The sequence below is a fragment of the Nonomuraea typhae genome, assembly GCF_009760925.1.
In the GTDB taxonomy this organism is placed as follows: Bacteria; Actinomycetota; Actinomycetes; order Streptosporangiales; family Streptosporangiaceae; genus Nonomuraea; species Nonomuraea typhae.
Map to the genome: position 1 here is coordinate 36674 of NZ_VRLV01000027.1, position 16365 is coordinate 53038.

Genomic DNA, 16365 nt, shown 5'->3' on the forward strand with positions numbered 1-16365 from the left:
TCATGAAAGCATCAGGATGTATGGCGTAGTCAGGCTCAATAGGAGAGACTCGTCTGTATGGCTGAGCTAACCATGACGGCACAACGATGGGACGAACTCACTGCACTCCTGCAGGATGAACGGCGACTCCAAGCGGAGTACCCGAAGGTGGCCGAGTATCTAGATATGGCGGCTAGGTTGTCGGGAACCGGCGATTCGAAGGTCGATGCCGCGTTTGACCTGCGGTTCGTCCACTATCTGACTGGCGGGGCGAGCCTGAATCCGTACTGGGACATCGTAGAGCCCTTCGTGTCGGAGCGTGAGGGGCGCCGCGTAGTGGATGGTGCGCACCCAGAAGGAAGTCCAAGGCTTGCCTATGCGCAAATGATCCTGCAAGCAGCCTACGCCTATGCGATCCCTTCGCCGCAGACCGTGGACTGGATCTGCGGCGTGTGCGCAGATCTCCCGCTCATCGAGCTGGGAGCCGGCCGGGGATACTGGGCAGCTCAGTTGTCTCGTTCGGGACTGCGCGTCGAGGCATACGACGTGGAACCGCCGGACAAGTCCAAGAACACCTCATTCCCTGGAGCTGCCGGGCAGGCTGACGTGTGGTTCCCTGTCAGCAATCTGGACGCCTTCGCGACTCGTGTTCGAACGGCGGATCATGTGCTGTTCCTGTGCTGGCCTCCTGGATGGGGGGACAAAATGGCTTCCGAGGCGCTGACTGCGTTCGAGGAAGCGGGGGGCGACAGGCTTATCTACATCGGGGAGCCGAAGGGCGGTAAGACCGGTAACGATGCGTTCTTTGATGCCCTGTCATCCCGCTGGAGGTTGGATTCCACAGATCCACACTTCGTGTCCTGGTGGACGGAAGGGGACGTCGCGCAGAGCTGGGTTCGGCGCTAAGGCCACATCAAAGGAGGGGCGCCGAAGCTGTCCGGCGCCCCTCCTTTGGTCGTGCTACTTCAAGTTCATGCGGAACACGTACCGGTCATAGCGATCGCGTGGATACGACACGTCCGAGACCATGATGATCCTGCCGTCGTCGGCGAGAAACCGCTGATGGACCGTCTTGACGATTTCGCCATGTGCGGTGCGCAGCCATTCGGCATGCGACGAAGTTGGTAGCTGGTCGGCGAGTATTTCTTCTAGGTGAGCTGCGCCCGATATGTCGGTGACCTCGACTGGATGGTACGTGTCTGAGATCGAGATCGGCCGGCCATCCTCGCTGGCCCGGGTGATGACGTGGGTGATCAGCTCACCTTCCGGGATGCCTAGGGCTTCTGCGAGATCTTCGGAGGCGGGGATCTGCTCAGTCTCCCGGATGACCCGAACGTCTCGATCAGATTCGGTTCCGAACGTGCTCTCCGCGCTCTCCATCTGACGTTCGGGAGAGACACGCACGAGGTTGGGTCGGTCGGCAACGAAGATGCCGCGGCGCGGCACGGACCGAACGAGTCCTTGACTCTGAAGTAGGTCAAGGGCTTTCCGGACCACGATCTCCGATACGCCTTGTTCCTGGGCGATCTCCTTGTGGCTCGGCAGTTGCACACGGGGCGGCAGTTGGCCACCGCGGATACGTCGGGCGTACTCGCCTGCGATGCGGACGTAGGCCGGTTCTGGCACTTGGCGATCATCCCTTCGGTTGTTGGCGACTGACTCCTTCAGTGTATACGCATCATTGTATACCTAGGGCTTGTGCGTATACGCAGCTGCGTATACGCTGCGAGCAGTGACCAACTCAGAGGTCACCCGGAGGGCCAAAGGAGCGTCCACATGATTCCCATGCCTACCAAGGGCCGGTTCCTTCCCGTCCTCATGTGGCTGGTCGCGATCGGGTTCATCATCTTCGTCTTCCGTGAGCCCGTGGCCGCCGCACAGCTCGTGACCACGGTCTTTCAAAGCACCGTGACCTTCCTCTCGAACCTCGGCTAGTCGGCGCCGTTGGCGCCACACCCCGGCACAGTCCACGCCCTACCGGGAGGGCGACGCGATCTCGCGTCCCAACGGCTGTCGCGCTCGGCACCACTTGAGAACTCAACAGTGACGACGAAGGGCCACCGCTTCCCGCGAAAAGGCGGCTGGCAGGGCGTTTCCCCTGCTCATGAACGGTTCGTTTCTCATCCCTAGCCCGTACCGAACCCAGAAAGGTCGTGAATCTCATGGCCAAGGTGAACAGAGCCTCGTCCGGTTTCACCGCCGTCCAGGTAGGCGCGATCCGCGGCAAGAACGACCCCAAGAAGACCGCGGACAAGCCGGCCACTCCCGCCGAGGACAAGCCCAGCAAGGGTGCCGTCAACGTCCGTTCGGGCAACGCCAGGGTGGGCGTGCAGGCCGACGCCGTAGTCGGCAACATCACCATCAGCATCAACCGGCGGGGGAAGACGACGTGATCACCTACACGCATCCCGACGTTTTCGCCAGCGGCATCTCCGAGGGTTGGGCCGACCCGATCACCGATCCGACCGAGATCGATTGGGCACCCCGCCAGATGGCCGCGGCGATCCCGTTCCGGCTGGTCAACGGCCGGCCCTACAACCCGTACGCGCCGACCGGCATCCGCTTCGGCCGCAACGAGCTGGGCCACTGGGGAGAGCAGTTGGCCGCCGACGCCATCGTCACCGCGAACACCGACCGCAATCGCCACGTGGTGATGATCGAACGCGCGGACGGTCACGGCTGGGCCGTTCCCGGCGGCTACGTGGATGCCGGAGAAGATCCCGAAGCTGCGGCGGTTCGCGAGCTGGTCGAGGAAACCTGCCTGGACCTGTCGAACGCCTCCCGCCGAGTGTTCCCGGCGCGGTACGTGCCCGACCCCCGCGCCAGCGATGAGGCGTGGATGGTGACCGTACCAGTCCGCTTCGATCTCGGCGTCATGCGCTACACCGAGCTGCCCGCCGTACTCGGCGCCGACGACGCCCGGCGCGCGGCATGGGTACGAGCGACCAGCTATGCCGACCTGGCAGCCCAGCTCAAGAGGCTGTATGGCGGCCAGATCTTCCGTGCCCACCAGGCGATGCTGCGCGACATGCTCGGCTGACCCGCCACCCCCGCGGCGCCCGCCGCACCTCTAATGCCGAGCGCGCCCCGCCTAGCACTGCGGCGCGCTCGGCATCCCTGTAAAGGAGCACATCCCGTCATGCCCGTGAACATGAACTTGCTGCCGCACCCCTCCCGGCTCACGCTGGCCGACCTGGAAGCGGGCTGGAGCAGCGGTGGTGATCCGCCGGCGCTGCCCGAATGTACCTACGATCCCGAGCTGCACACCGGCCCACGCTCGCGCCTGGAGACCGATGAGCAGCGCGCGGCCCGCGAACACGTGGCGCGCGAGGTGTGCGCTACCTGCCCGGCCCGCTCACTGTGCCTGCCATATGCGGTGAATGCCCGCCCGACCTCGGGCATCTGGGCCGGCCACACGGCGGACGCCATTCCCCCGCACCTTGAGGTGTCGCACCCAGCTGGATACGACGCCTCGGGCGATCTTCCCGACGTGGCCTGATGACCACCCCGCTGGCTCACACCCATCGAGATGACGCGTCGGCCGCGGCCGGATGCGACACCTCGTGTGGTCACGGCCGAAAGCATCGCGTTGCGCTGGCGGCACGCGACGGCAACCAACGGGGGGCCGTGCCCCTACGGCCACATGCCGGCCAACCCCGCCCCGGCTCACGAGAGGAGTTCCACGCCATGAGCAGCAACCCGGACAAGACCTCAGTGATCTGGTCTCCCGACATCGATCGATACGCCCGCGGCGATATGCCGGTTGAGCAGGTGCGCTGCGCGCTGTGCCGACTGGCGCCGTGCGAGTGTCCCGCTTTCGGCTCGGATGCCTACTTCGCGCTGCTTGACCGGCGCCACGCACGAGGCGAACGGTCATGACCGGCTCCCGCATCCGTGCCGCCTTCTACGATCCGGCAGGCGAGCGGTACGGCATCCCCACCTACCCGTGGCGCATGGCGCCGCCGCACCTGCGCACGCTGCGCCAACTGGCCGACGAAGGGCTACGTCCCGGCGGTCAAGGCGTGCAGGCACAAGTGTTGTGGCGCTCGCGCCGCTACCGCGCCCGCGGCGGTATCCGTCCCGCCTACCTGTATGACGTGCGGTTCGCGCTGCCCAAGCGCACCCCGACCGAACGCCAGATGGCCGCTCTCGACAAGGCCAACCGTGCCCGCCGCACCTGCCCGAACTGCTCACGTGACGTCGGCTACGTGCTGCCGCGCCACCTGGGCATCTGCCTCGACTGCGCCGAAGGGCGCGAAAGGGAACATGCCGCATGACCACCACCAGGCTGTTGCCACCGCTGATCGCGCTGGTCATCGTGTTCGCCAGCGGCTGCGCACCCGCCACCGCCAACGGCCCCGAGGGAACCGTCACCCGCCACATCAAGGTCTGGAGATGCACCCCGAAACCCTGCGGCTGGCGCTATCGCATCACGGTCCGACCCGCCACCGGCGGCACGCCGGTGGACATCCGCGTGCTGTCGCGAGAGCGGCACGCCTGCCCGGTCGGCGCCGCCTACCCCGCCTGCCTGCCCAAGGAGGACTGACAGATGAACATCCGACTGATCGGAACCCCCGCCGAGGTCGCCGAGGTGCTTCTCAGCCTGCGCGACCGGCTGACCATCGAAAGCGTCAGCGCGCCCTACCAGTCCCGCCGCGACCCCTATTCCGTCCGGGTGTACGTGGAGGTGATCGCATGACACCCCACGCTTCCCCCGGCACCGGCCCACCGGCCACGGCCCGCCCGCTGACCACTGGCGAGCACACCGCCGTCATTGTGACCGGGGCCGTCACCGGCGTGCTGGGTCTACTCGGCTTCGTCAACAGCTTCGACAGCGTGCGCGCCGCCGCCGAACCCTCGTTCGGCCCGCTGGCCTGGACCGTCCCGCTCGGCATCGACCTGGGTATCGCGGTGTTCTCCGCCCTGGACATCGTTCTGGCCCGGCTCGGCATGCGGGTGCGGTGGCTGCGGTTCATCCCATGGGCGCTGACCGGCGCGACCGTCTACCTCAACATCGCCGCCTACCTGTCCGCCGACCCCATCGACTGGATCGCCGTCGTGGCGCATGCGGTGCTGCCGCTGCTGTGGGTGGTCGCCGTCGAGGTCGGCGCGCACGTTATCCGCAAGCGCGCCGACCTGGCCAAGGCCGACCGCATGGACGGCATCCGCCGCTCCCGCTGGTTGCTGGCGCCGGCCGCGACGTTCGCGTTGTGGCGCCGCATGGTGCTGTGGGAGATCCGCTCCTACCCCGACGCGCTCGCCCGCGAGCGCACGCGGGTGCTGGCCAAGACGGACCTGCAAGACCGCTACGGCCGGCTGTGGCGCTTCAAGGCCACCCGGCGCGAGCGCGCCCTGTACCGGCTCGGCGAACTCACCCCCGCCGGCGCCCCCATCCACATCGAAGCCGAACGGCTGCCCGGCCCGCCCGGCACTGCCGCCCGCACCCCGCCGACGCCCCACCGGCACCCGCGGCAAATCCGGCAAGCGCACCCCGCCCCCGGACGTGGACGAGTTGATGCCGCTGGGGTGGACGATCGCCGCCGACTTCGCCGACCGCGGCGTGGCGCTCACCCGCGATCAGCTCATCACCGCCGTGCGCGCGAACGGACGGTCCATCTCTTCGGATCGCGCCTCGGCGCTTTTGGCGCGGCTGAAGACCGAGGCGCCTGCCGACCCTGCCGACAACCCACCCATCGCCATCCCGGAAGGAAGCCATTGATGACCGCCTCCAACCCGCCCACGCCCGAGCCTGCCCGGCGTGAGCGGAGCGAGCCACCGACCGTGTACGTCATCGACGAATGCCACGAGCTCTTTTCTGGCCACACCGCTAGATCGCTGATCGGCGCCAGACCCGGACAGGGCAAAAACGCCGCCATCCGCAAGGCGATCGCCGAGCTGATGACGGCACACCCGGACGGTGTCATCTTGCCCGCCACCGACCTCAAAGCCGCCCCCACCACAGAGGAAAGCCCCTCATGACCGAACCCGCATGGCATACCCGGCCATGGCGCGAGCTGCCTGACCGCCCGCACTGCCCGCAATGCCACACCGGCGATACCCGTTGGGACGCCATCAGCGCCGACTACGAAGGCTGCTGGTGGGAGTGCCGCCACGATCACCGCTTCCTTCTCGACCTCGACGGCACCCCGTGGCGGACCTCCGATCTCGACCGCCTGACCACCACAACCCAACAGGGCACGGCCCCCAGTCGCCAAACCGAAGCCGTGCCCTGCGCCCTCGCATCCTGCAACGAGCACGAGGTGACCACATCATGACGCATGAACCGCTCAACCCCGCCGACCGTCCCGGTCCGCGACCGGACGGGGCGCCGTACGGCGTGGCGGACGAGGCGCGGACCGACCGGCCGGACCGTCCCACCGGCCACCAACCGGACGAACGCGCGGACCACGATGCGGACGGGGGGAGCGCGGACATCGTCCCCATCGCTTCCGCCCGTGCCGGACGCCTGCCGTACGGCACCCAGCCCGACCCGCCCCCGAGGCCGGACCTGACCGGCCTGCCGGATCTGCCGGACCTGTCGGTGTTGCCGACGCTGGAGGGCGCGGTGGTCCGGGTGGATCAGCCGGACCGTCCGGGCGACCGTCGTGATTGGCGGATCGATCTGGAGGAGAAGGCGCGTACCCGTCGTCCGATCGTGCCGCTGTGGCTGCGCTCGCGCGCCGAGGCCGCCGCCACCCTCAAGTGGGTCGGCAAGCACTACGCCTACGTCGCCGGCTACCAGGCCACCCGCACCCCGCTGTACGCGGCCCGCCTACTGGCGCGTACCCCGCGCGGGTTCGGCCGGCTGGTCGGTGGCGCCATCACGTGGACCTTCGACCTGGAGGGCGAGCCGGTACGGCGCGCAGCCGTGATGAAGGCCGACCCCGAGGCGTACCTCAAGCTGAGCAGGCAGCGCGACGCACGGGTGCGGCTACGGGTGTGGGTGGCCGGTATCGCGCTGGTCGCGCTGCTGATCGCGGCCATCATCGTGGCCGGCGCCCCCACCCTGGCCCAGTGGGCGGCCCTGGCCGCCGCGCTGCTGATGCTCGGCGTCCTGGGGCGGCCGACGGATAGGCCGCTCATCGACCGCGCCGTCATCCCGCCCCAGGTGGCGAAGCTGACCAGCGACGTGGTGGTGCGCGGGCTGGGATCGATCGGCAACAGCGCCATCAACTCCCACATCGCCAAGAACCCGCGCAACCCCATCGACTTCATCAACCCCATCCACCGCGACGGTCCCGGCTGGCGGGCCGACATCGACCTGCCCTGGGGCGTGACGGTGTCGGAGGTGCTCGACAAGCGCGACAAGCTCGCCTCGGGGCTGCGCCGCCCGCTGGGCTGCGTGTGGCCCGAACCGGTGCCGGACGAGCACACCGGCCGCATGGTGTTGTTCGTCGGCGATCAGGACATGAACAAGGCCAAGCAGCCGGCTTGGCCGCTGTTGCGCTCCGGTGTTGCGGACTTGTTCAAGTCCACCTCGTTCGCCACAGACCAGCGCGGTCGGTTCGTCGGGCTGACGCTGATGTTCGTCTCGGTGATCATCGGTTCCATCCCGCGCATGGGCAAGACGTTCCTGTTGCGCCTGTTGGCGCTGATCGCGGCGCTGGACCCGCGCGCCGAGCTGCACCTGTACGACCTCAAGGGCACCGGCGACCTGTCGCCGCTGGAGTCGTGCGCCCACCGCTACCGCGCCGGCGAGGAGGACGACGACATCGCCTATGCGGTGGCCGACCTGCGCGCCCTCAAAGACGAGCTGCGCCGGCGCGCCAAGGTGATCCGCAACCTGCCCAAGGACATCTGCCCCGAGTCGAAGGTCACGCCCGAACTGGCCGATAACAAGAGCCTGCGCCTGCACCCGATCACGATTTTCGTGGACGAGTGCCAAGTGTGGTTCGAGCACCCCACCTACGGCGCCGAGCTGGAAGATATCTGCACCGACCTGGTCAAACGCGGTCCCGCCCTCGGCATCGTGCTCGTCGTGGCCACCCAACGGCCCGATGCCAAGTCGCTGCCCACTGGCATCAGCGCCAACGCCGTCATTCGGCTGTGCCTGAAGGTCATGGGCCACACCGAAAACGACATGGTTCTCGGCTCCTCGGCCAACCGCAACGGCTTCAAGGCCACCATGTTCTCCTTCTCCGACAAGGGCATCTGCTACTTCGCTGGCGACGGCGACAAGCCCCGCATCATCCGCAGCGTCTACATCGACGCCCCCGCCGCCGAAAAGATCGCGCTCCGCGCCCGCGCCGCACGCGAGCGCGCCGGCACGCTGTCCGGTCACGCGCTGGGGGAGGAGTTCACCGAAGACGTCGGCCCCAGGTTCGACCTGTTGGCCGACATCGCCGCCGTCGTCGCCGAGCCCAAACTCTGGTCCGAGACCGTCGTCGCCCGGCTGGCCGAGCTGCGGCCCACCGTCTACGGCGCGTGGGCCGACCAAGAGCCCGACGCCCGCGCCGCCCAACTCACCGCCGCGCTGAAGCCCCACGGCGTCAAGACCGGTCAAGTGTGGGGCACCACCGACGACGGCAAGGGCGCCAACCGGCGCGGCATCACCCGCGACGACATCACCAAAGCCATTACCGAGCGTGACGGAAAGCGGAGTTCGGCCGCCGCGTCATGACCTGTCCGGGGCTGCTAGGTCTAGCGCCTTCCCCCGCTAGACCTAGCAACCCCGCTAGCACCCCAAAGTGTGATCTACCAGCGGCCTAACGCTCTAGCGCGCTACCTGCGACAACCCCGAAAACCATCCAGGAGGCCATCATGGCGGCCCTCGTCGCCCTGCTAGCCCTGTCCCTCCCCATCGTCGCTCTGTGTTACATCGCCTGGTGCTACGCATCCCCGTGGAGTACCTGCCGACGCTGCGCCCCCGGCGGCAAGAACCGCACCTGCCGCGCCTGCGACGGCACCGGCATGCGGCCCCGCCTCGGTTGGCAGCTCTACGTCTACGCCCGCCGCCTCCACCGCGACGGCACCCGCTAACCCCCCTGCCGACAGGAGACGCCCCATCATGGCGTGACCACCTGCACGTGCCTGGTCATCACCTGCTCCCGTTGCGGTCAGGTCAACGACGACTTCGAAACTGTGCACGCCAGCACCATGAACGAAGTCCTCGACTGGTTCGCCGACTGGCAGTGGAGCGACCACATCACCCCCGAGTACTGCCCCGGCTGCGTCGCCGAACTCGACTGCGAACGCGGCGGCCACCAGTGGGGACCCTGGCAGCCGTCCGCCCTACCCCACCGCACACACCGGCTGTATCGCATCTGCGAGCACTGCCGCGCCGCCATCGAAACCAAGCCCACCCACCCCGACACCCTCGCCGGCTGACAAGGGAGGAACCCGCCATGTCCGGAGCAACTGTGATCACCATCACCGGCAACCTGACCGCCGACCCCGAAATGCGCTACACCGACAGCGGCGTCGCCGTCGCCGGCTTCACCATCGCCGCCAGCGAGCGCCGCTACAACAAGAGCATCGAGCAGTGGGAGGACGGCGACGCCCTGTTCATGCGCTGTAGCGCCTGGCGCGAGCTGGCCGACCACATCGCCGAATCCCTCACCCGCGGCACCCGCGTCATCGCCCGAGGCCGCATCCGCACCCGCACCTACGACACCAGCGAGGGCGAACGCCGCACCGTCACCGAGATGACCGTCGAGGAGATCGGACCCTCCCTGAAGTTCGCCACCGCCAAACCCCAAAAGGCAGCCCGCGACACCACCAACGGCCACGCAGCCGGCCACGACGACCCCTGGGCCACCAACGCACCCGCCGGCGCCGACAAGCCGCCGTTCTGACCCACTGCGTGCGGCCTCGGCGACAAGCCAGCCAAAGCCCCCGCCGAGGCCGCTGCCCCACTTCCGATCACGAAGAAAGGCGACCCCAGCATGACACCCACCCGCACCCCGAGCCAGACTCGCCGCCACCCCACTCCCGCACCACCCCAACCCCCACCCGCCCCGCCCACACCCACCCGTGCCGCCGACCTGCGGCACGGCCACGCCGTACGCATCGCCGGCTACGGAACCCTGCCCGTGGCGGCACCCGCCGCCCCGATCCCGCCACCACTGATCGCCGTGCGCCTGGGCTGGGCCGGCCTCTCCCTGATCGTGCACCCGACCACCCCCTTGGACGCCATCACCGGCCACCAGCGTGCCGAGGTCTTCCGCATCTGGTGCTGCCGCCACTGCGCTGGCACTGGCCAGTGGCAGCCCGAAAGGACGGCGTCCAATGGGGTGGCGTGACACGCCGCGAGCCCCGACACCGCCCGCTCCGCTCACGGCCGGTTCGATGTGTTTCGGGTACGGCGGCCTCGACCTGGCCGTGTCGATGGTGCTCGACATCCGCCCGGTGTGGGTGGCCGACAACGACGGCGACGCCGCCCGCGTCCTGGCCCACCGCTTCCCCGGCGTGCCCAACCTCGGCGACACCGGTGGCACGGGACGGCAAGGGGCGCGGCTATCGCGGACAGCTACCGAATGCGATCATGCTGCTGCCGACCCCGCGCACCTCCGACACCAACGGGCCGGGCATTCGCGGGGGCGGGGGGCTGGACCTGCGTACGGCGATCTCCCTGCTGCCGACTCCGACCGCGGCCGACAGCCAACGGACCAGCGTTGGCTACCCGCGTGGCAACCCGACGCTCACCGGTGCCGTGACCTCGACTGGGGACCCTACGCCCCGGCCATCGCGCGCTGGCAAGCGGCGTTCGGGCACCCGCCACCCCGGCCAACTGAGCCTGGACGAGGAGGACGGCCCCGCCTGAGCCCCCGATTCTCCGAATGGCTCATGGGACTGCCCCCCGGCTGGGTCACCGACGTGCCCGGCATCTCCCGCAACGGCCAACTCCGGCTGATCGGTAACGGCGTCGTCCTCCTCCAAGGTGCCGCCGCCGTTGCCGACCTGCTACCCGGCCACCTGTGGCCGTACACGATCCGCCCGTCCGAAGGGAACGCAGCATGACCACGCCCACGATCGCCCAGCATGTCGCCGTCCTGCTGGCCTGGCTGGACGCGACCAACCCGCGCACCGATCACGAGATCTCCATGCGCATCATGAAGATCGGCGAAGAGTACGGCGAAGCCGTCGCCGCCTACATCGGGATGACCGGCCAGAACCCGCGCAAGGGCGTCACCCACACCCGCGATGATCTGACCACCGAACTGTGCGACGTCATCGTCACCGCCATGGTCGCGCTGGCCAGCGTCGCCGGAGACGCCGACCGCGCCGGGCAGCTCATCGACGAGCACCTGACCAAGCGGTTCGCCCGGCTGATCGAACGCATCCACGCCGCCGAACCGTGCGGCCACCGGGCACGCCGCACTCCCACCTATGAGGAGGAGGTGCCGTTTTGATCCGCCACGACCTGACCCACTACGCCCTGGCCGCCGCCGCCCGAGGCTGGCACGTCTTCCCCGTCACCCCCAACGGCAAGAAGCCACTGCGAGGATTCGACGACTGGCAGGCCCACGCCACCACCGACTCCGGCCGCATCGCCGCGATCTGGAGGCACGCCCCCTACAACGTCGGCATCGCCTGTGGCCCCTCCGGTCTGGTGGTGATCGACCTCGATCTACCCAAACCCGGCGAGCACCCGCCCGCCGACGCCATCCGCGACGCCACCCACACCGGAGAGCAGGTGTTCCGCCTGCTCTGCCATCGCCGAGGCCAGCCCTACCCCGGGGATACGCTGACTGTGCAGACCAGGCGCGGCGGCCTGCACCTGTATTTCACCGCCCCCGAGGGTGTACGGCTCGGCAACACCGCCGGTCGGCGCGGCACCGGCCTCGGCTGGCTCATCGACACCCGCGCCTGGGGCGGGCAGGTGGTCGGCCCCGGCAGCTACGTCCGCCTACGCGACGGCACCGGCACTTACCGGATCACCCATGACGTATCTCCCGCGCCGCTGCCGGACTGGATCACCCAATCGCTCACCCCGGCCCCGCCACCTCCCGTCGAAGCCACCGACGTACTCGCCGAGGTCGCCGCCCACCGGCTGAGCAGGTATGGCGACGCCGCTCTACGCGCCGAGGCCGCCGAGGTGGCCGACGCCCCCGGCGGACGCCGCAACTACACCCTCAATCGCGCCGCATTCAACCTCGGCCGGCTGGTCGCACGCGGCATCCTGCCCGCCGACCTGGTCGCCCGCACCCTCACCCACGCCGCCGAGGCCGCTAACCGGCAAGTCACCGACCGCCGACCCGCCAGCCCGCGCGAGATCGCCGCCACCATCGCCGGCGGCATGAGCGCCGGCATGAAAGCCCCACCCACCCGCCGCCGCACCACCAGCACGCCCACACCATGGAGAGCCGCATGAACCAACCACCAGACGGCGCCGCCCTCCTCGACCGGCTACGCGGCGCCCTCACCCGCTATGTGATCCTGCCCTCGCCCGAGGTCACCGACGCCATCACCCTATGGATCGCCGCCAGCCATGCCCAAACCGCCATGGCCCACGCGCCCCGCCTGGTCATCCGCGGCCCCGAAAAGCGCTGCGGCAAAAGCAGGCTCCTCGACATCGTCGAGGCCACCTGCCACGACCCGTTCATCACCGTCAACTCGACACCGCCGGCCGTCTACCGCTCCATCGGCGCCGACCCGCCCACCATCCTGGTCGATGAGGCCGACACCATCTTCGGCCCCAAAGCAGACGGCAACGAAGACCTCCGCGGCCTGCTGAATGCCGGCCACCAGCGCAACCGGCCCGCCAAACGCTACAACGCCAACGCCAACCGGGTGGAGTCCATCCCGACCTTCGCCATGGCCGCACTCGCCGGCATCGGTGCCATGCCCGACACCATCGAAGACCGCGCCGTCATCGTCCGCATGCGGCGCCGCGCCCCCGGCGAGAAAGCCGCCCCCTACCGCATCCGCCGCGACCGGCCCCCACTGCGCGAACTGGCCGCCGCCCTCAACCAATGGTTGCGCGCCGACCTCACCATATTGGAGGAAGCCGAACCCGCCATGCCCGTCGAAGACCGCGCCGCCGACACCTGGGAACCCCTGGTCATCATCGCCGACCACGCCGGCGGCACCTGGCCCGGCCGCGTCCGCGCCGCCGCCCTCGCGCTGACCGCCGAGGCCGACGACAACGGAACCCCGTCCGCAGGGCTGCGCCTGCTCACCGACTGCCGCGCCGCGTTCGGCGCCGACACCATCCTGCCCACCGCGACCCTGCTGGAACGGCTCAAAGCCAACCTCGAATCAGGCTGGGCCGACTACGGACCCGCCGGCCTGACCGCCATGAAACTCGGCGCCCTGCTCCGCGAATACGGCATCCGCTCGACCACGCAACGCTTCCCGCCACCGATCGGTCAGGCCAAGGGCTACCAGCGCGCCGATTTCGCCGACGCCTGGGCGCGCTACTGCCCCGCCCTCGACCCCCTCCCCGAGGGCCAACTTCTCGACTTCGAGAGGGGGAGCCGTACCAGCCGTACCAGCCTCAACAGTGCAGGTCAGCGTGGTACGGCTTGAAATCTGGTACGGCTCAATCCGTACCACCAAAAAAGCCGTACCAGCCCTGACCAGCAAAAACGAGGCTGGTACGGCTGGTACGGCTACCCCCCTCAAAACCCGCCAACACCGCCTCGGCGACAAGCCAGCCAAGCCCCACCGAGGCCGCTACCCCCGCACCGATCACCATCCTGGAAAGGAACGCGCCGCGATGGCCACCGTCACCCGCCTAGGCGCGATGCTGACCATTCCCGAGGTCTGCGCCGAACTCCAAATCTCCCGATCCACCTTCTACGACTGGCGCCAGAAAGGCCGCGCCCCGCGCTGCATCACCCTGCCCAACGGCTCACTCCGCGTCCGTCGCACCGACCTGGACGGCTGGCTCACCACGCGAGAGGACGCCGCCTGATGAGGGACACCACATACAACGTGCGCATCTACAAGACAGAGATCCGGAGAAACGCCGCCGGCGAAGTCACGTCCTACCGCGTCCAGTGGGCTACGGCCGGCAAGCCCTGGAAGAAGACCTTCCACAAGAGCGCACAAGCCGACACCTACCGCAGCAACCTCATCACCGCCGCCCGCGAGGGCGAACCGTTCAGCCTGCTCACCGGCGAACCGGTGAAATGGAACCGCTCCGAACGACCCGAAATGAGCTGGTACGACTTCGCCCGCAAGTTCGCGGACTTCAAATGGAAAGCCGCATCCGCGAAATACCGGCAAGACATCGCCCGCGCCCTCACCGCAGCCACACCCGCCCTGATCACGACCGGCAAAGACAAGCCGTCAGACCTCGAACTCCGCACCGCCATGCGCCGCTGGGCCTTCAACACCAAACAGCGAGACGCGGCCCCGGAGGAAACGGCGACCGCGCTGGAATGGCTGGCCAACCACACCAGACCGGTTTCCGATCTCACTGAACCCGCCACCGCCCGAGCCATGCTTACCGCGGCAACAACGTGCCTGAACGGCAAACCCGCAGCGAGAAGCACGATGCGCAGACATCGAACCATTCTCCAGAACGCCCTCAACTACGCCATGGAACTGAAGCTCCTGGACGTCAACCCCATCAAGGCACTCAACTGGAAACCTCCCAAGGTCAGCCACGAGATAGACCGCCGCAGCGTGGTCAACCCCACCCAGGCACGCCGTCTCCTCACCGAGGTGGAAGCACAGAAACCCAGCGGAAAGCGGTTGGTGGCGTACTTCGGCGCGATGTACTACGCCGCTCTCCGTCCCGAGGAAGCCGACAACCTCGGAGAGGACAACCTCACCATTCCAGACCTCGTCAAGAATCCAGAGACGGGCGAGCTGGAGGAACCCGCCGACGACTGGGGGGAAATCCATCTCGCTGGCGCGAGTCCGTTCGTCGGCCGCGAGTGGACGGATGACGGCGGCTTGCGCGAGAAACGTGCGCTGAAGCATCGTGATGAGGGCATCGTCCGCATCGTCCCGTGCCCACCGCCGCTGACCAAGCTGTTTCGCGCGCACCTCTCCGCCTTCGGCATCGGTCCCGGCGGTCGAATCTTTGCCGGAGTTCGTGGGGGAGACCTGCCGTACATCACACGCCGGCGCGTGTGGAGCAGGGCGCGCACGGCAGCCCTAACCGACAAGGAGCAACGGTCGCCGCTGGCCAAACGACCCTACGACCTGCGCCACGCCTGCGTCTCAACGTGGCTTAATGCCGGCGTACCGGCCACGCAGGTAGCCGAGTGGGCAGGCCACAGTGTGGACGTCCTCCTCAAGATCTATGCCAAGTGCATCGTCGGTCAGGAGGAAGCGGCCAAGCGGCGCATCGCCCAAGCACTCAGCGAAGAAGACGCCGACCCCTGATCAGAAAGCCTCATGATCGTGGGTAAGCATTGGGTAGAAACACCCGCAAACGATCGGACAGAGCCGTAGACAGTCGGACATGCTGAACCCCCGCCACCGCGCAACAGTACAGGTCAAGCGGGGGTTCGGGCTGGTCTGGAGAGTAGGGCGGGTGGGACTTGAACCCACGACCCACGGATTATGAGTTTCCTTGATCGATGTCAGCCAGTGTCGCGTGGTGGCGATTCGTGCCACTATTAACGCGCTTGTCATCAGCGGGGTATCGGGGTGTGCCGCCGCGTGCTGGCCTATGCCGCGTGCGCGCGAGCAACCACCGAGCAATCGCGCGTCCTTGACGTTCGGTTCTGTCCGGCCGACGCCAGGGCGTCTTGCCGTCTCCTCGGGCCGAAACCGCGATGTCACTTTGAAAGCCTTGGTGCTCAGAATGGTCCTGCGCAGTGTACTCCGCGCTCATAGCGCTTGAGGTGTGACGCGACGTTCGAGTATAGAAGCTGAGCACCCGCTCAAATTCGGCTGAGTGTTCGCTCGAATGAGAGCGATCGCCACTTGAATAGCTGCAGGTCAGACTTGGTGGAGGAATTTTCGGCACCCACAGGCACCCGCCCCCGGATCCGGCCGAGGACGCCGGAGTGGAGGTGGTCTCCAGTGTGACGACATCCCGCAACTCGATGGTCGCAGTCACGGTGTTGACCGTGGCCCGGTGCCGTTTGGCCCACTCGTACACCTTGTCGTGCGGAAGCACGTTGAGCAGAACGTAGGTGTCGCCCTTGGCCGGTGCGAGAACAACCCCACGCCAGAAGTCATTGATGCGCATTGTGCGCATCTGTTGATCTTTGGCGTTTTTGACTGGTTCCAGATGGAGTGAGGCGTATGTTGCGCCTTCGAACTTCGTGAACACCTCCGCGACGCGGTCCTGGACTTGTTTCTCGAGCTTGACGAACATACGGAGAAAATCGCGATAGTTGCCGAGCTTCGCCATGCGCTCCTTCGCTGTCACATACCGTTCCGTGAACATAACAGAATGAACATCTGTAGGGCTCTCGGATCCTGGAGCGATCAATGATAGATATGTACGGCGGTGATCTCGCCCAAGCGTGAAAAAAA

General features: G+C 67.7%; 24 protein-coding genes. 22 read left to right on the forward strand and 2 right to left on the reverse strand.

Annotation, left to right across the window (positions count from 1 at the left end):
• Positions 1-57: 57 nt before the first annotated feature.
• On the forward strand, positions 58-885 hold the full coding sequence (locus tag FVE25_RS52605) for a hypothetical protein (protein ID WP_157254952.1): 828 nt from the start codon (positions 58-60) through the stop codon (positions 883-885).
• Between the two features lie 54 nt (positions 886-939).
• On the opposite strand, the gene FVE25_RS52610 is transcribed toward FVE25_RS52605, so the two are convergent.
• Positions 940-1605 carry a GntR family transcriptional regulator gene (locus FVE25_RS52610; RefSeq protein ID WP_157254953.1) on the reverse strand — a complete coding sequence of 222 codons (666 nt, stop codon included), beginning with the start codon at positions 1603-1605 and terminating at the stop codon, positions 940-942.
• A gap of 150 nt (positions 1606-1755) precedes the next feature.
• Here FVE25_RS52610 and FVE25_RS52615 point away from each other — a divergent pair, with 150 nt between their 5' ends.
• The 21 genes from FVE25_RS52615 (at position 1756) to FVE25_RS52705 (ending at position 15261) form a co-directional block, all read left to right on the forward strand.
• On the forward strand, positions 1756-1914 hold the full coding sequence (locus FVE25_RS52615; protein ID WP_157254954.1) for a hypothetical protein: 159 nt from the start codon (positions 1756-1758) through the stop codon (positions 1912-1914).
• A gap of 236 nt (positions 1915-2150) precedes the next feature.
• Positions 2151-2372, forward strand: coding sequence for a hypothetical protein (locus FVE25_RS56080; RefSeq protein ID WP_246268833.1), 222 nt, complete (start codon positions 2151-2153; stop codon positions 2370-2372).
• Positions 2369-3019 (forward strand): NUDIX domain-containing protein, encoded by a 651-nt coding sequence (locus tag FVE25_RS52625; protein WP_157254956.1) that lies wholly within the window; start codon positions 2369-2371, stop codon positions 3017-3019. Before FVE25_RS56080 ends, FVE25_RS52625 begins: the two co-directional genes overlap by 4 nt.
• Before the next feature lie 99 nt (positions 3020-3118).
• On the forward strand, positions 3119-3478 hold the full coding sequence (locus FVE25_RS52630) for a WhiB family transcriptional regulator (protein WP_157254958.1): 360 nt from the start codon (positions 3119-3121) through the stop codon (positions 3476-3478).
• A gap of 188 nt (positions 3479-3666) precedes the next feature.
• Complete coding sequence (locus FVE25_RS52635) at positions 3667-3858, forward strand: hypothetical protein (RefSeq protein ID WP_157254960.1); 192 nt, start codon at positions 3667-3669, stop codon at positions 3856-3858.
• A complete protein-coding gene (locus FVE25_RS52640; protein ID WP_157254962.1) occupies positions 3855-4256 on the forward strand; it encodes an RRQRL motif-containing zinc-binding protein in 402 nt (133 codons plus the stop codon). Before FVE25_RS52635 ends, FVE25_RS52640 begins: the two co-directional genes overlap by 4 nt.
• On the forward strand, positions 4253-4525 hold the full coding sequence (locus tag FVE25_RS54195; protein WP_181019996.1) for a hypothetical protein: 273 nt from the start codon (positions 4253-4255) through the stop codon (positions 4523-4525). The genes FVE25_RS52640 and FVE25_RS54195 overlap by 4 nt, the downstream gene beginning before the upstream one ends.
• A gap of 3 nt (positions 4526-4528) precedes the next feature.
• On the forward strand, positions 4529-4678 hold the full coding sequence (locus FVE25_RS54200) for a hypothetical protein (RefSeq protein ID WP_181019997.1): 150 nt from the start codon (positions 4529-4531) through the stop codon (positions 4676-4678).
• Entirely contained in the window at positions 4675-5958 is a 1284-nt protein-coding gene (locus FVE25_RS52645; RefSeq protein WP_181019998.1) for a DUF2637 domain-containing protein, read from the forward strand. Before FVE25_RS54200 ends, FVE25_RS52645 begins: the two co-directional genes overlap by 4 nt.
• Positions 5955-6254: a hypothetical protein gene (locus FVE25_RS52650; protein ID WP_157254966.1), complete on the forward strand. Its 300-nt coding sequence runs from the start codon at positions 5955-5957 to the stop codon at positions 6252-6254. Before FVE25_RS52645 ends, FVE25_RS52650 begins: the two co-directional genes overlap by 4 nt.
• The gene (locus FVE25_RS52655) at positions 6251-8599 is read left to right on the forward strand and encodes a cell division protein FtsK (protein ID WP_157254968.1); all 2349 of its coding nucleotides are present in this window, start codon (positions 6251-6253) and stop codon (positions 8597-8599) included. The genes FVE25_RS52650 and FVE25_RS52655 overlap by 4 nt, the downstream gene beginning before the upstream one ends.
• Positions 8600-8739: 140 nt before the next feature.
• Positions 8740-8958: a hypothetical protein gene (locus FVE25_RS52660; RefSeq protein WP_157254970.1), complete on the forward strand. Its 219-nt coding sequence runs from the start codon at positions 8740-8742 to the stop codon at positions 8956-8958.
• A 33-nt stretch (positions 8959-8991) separates the two neighbouring features.
• The gene (locus FVE25_RS52665) at positions 8992-9306 is read left to right on the forward strand and encodes a hypothetical protein (protein WP_157254972.1); all 315 of its coding nucleotides are present in this window, start codon (positions 8992-8994) and stop codon (positions 9304-9306) included.
• A gap of 17 nt (positions 9307-9323) precedes the next feature.
• Positions 9324-9773: a single-stranded DNA-binding protein gene (gene ssb, locus FVE25_RS52670; RefSeq protein ID WP_157254974.1), complete on the forward strand. Its 450-nt coding sequence runs from the start codon at positions 9324-9326 to the stop codon at positions 9771-9773.
• Positions 9774-9863: 90 nt separating this feature from the next.
• Positions 9864-10220 (forward strand): hypothetical protein, encoded by a 357-nt coding sequence (locus FVE25_RS52675; protein ID WP_157254976.1) that lies wholly within the window; start codon positions 9864-9866, stop codon positions 10218-10220.
• Between the two features lie 544 nt (positions 10221-10764).
• Positions 10765-10938, forward strand: coding sequence for a hypothetical protein (locus FVE25_RS54205; RefSeq protein ID WP_181019999.1), 174 nt, complete (start codon positions 10765-10767; stop codon positions 10936-10938).
• Entirely contained in the window at positions 10935-11330 is a 396-nt protein-coding gene (locus FVE25_RS52685; protein ID WP_181020000.1) for a MazG-like family protein, read from the forward strand. Before FVE25_RS54205 ends, FVE25_RS52685 begins: the two co-directional genes overlap by 4 nt.
• On the forward strand, positions 11327-12292 hold the full coding sequence (locus FVE25_RS52690) for a bifunctional DNA primase/polymerase (RefSeq protein WP_246268835.1): 966 nt from the start codon (positions 11327-11329) through the stop codon (positions 12290-12292). Before FVE25_RS52685 ends, FVE25_RS52690 begins: the two co-directional genes overlap by 4 nt.
• Positions 12289-13449 carry a DUF3631 domain-containing protein gene (locus FVE25_RS52695; protein ID WP_157254977.1) on the forward strand — a complete coding sequence of 387 codons (1161 nt, stop codon included), beginning with the start codon at positions 12289-12291 and terminating at the stop codon, positions 13447-13449. Before FVE25_RS52690 ends, FVE25_RS52695 begins: the two co-directional genes overlap by 4 nt.
• Before the next feature lie 190 nt (positions 13450-13639).
• Positions 13640-13837, forward strand: a complete 198-nt coding sequence (locus tag FVE25_RS52700) for a helix-turn-helix transcriptional regulator (protein WP_157254979.1) — start codon at positions 13640-13642, stop codon at positions 13835-13837.
• A gap of 20 nt (positions 13838-13857) precedes the next feature.
• Positions 13858-15261, forward strand: a complete 1404-nt coding sequence (locus FVE25_RS52705) for a tyrosine-type recombinase/integrase (protein WP_246268837.1) — start codon at positions 13858-13860, stop codon at positions 15259-15261.
• Positions 15262-15439: 178 nt separating this feature from the next.
• On the opposite strand, the gene FVE25_RS54210 is transcribed toward FVE25_RS52705, so the two are convergent.
• On the reverse strand, positions 15440-16240 hold the full coding sequence (locus tag FVE25_RS54210) for a hypothetical protein (protein ID WP_181020001.1): 801 nt from the start codon (positions 16238-16240) through the stop codon (positions 15440-15442).
• Positions 16241-16365: the final 125 nt, after the last annotated feature.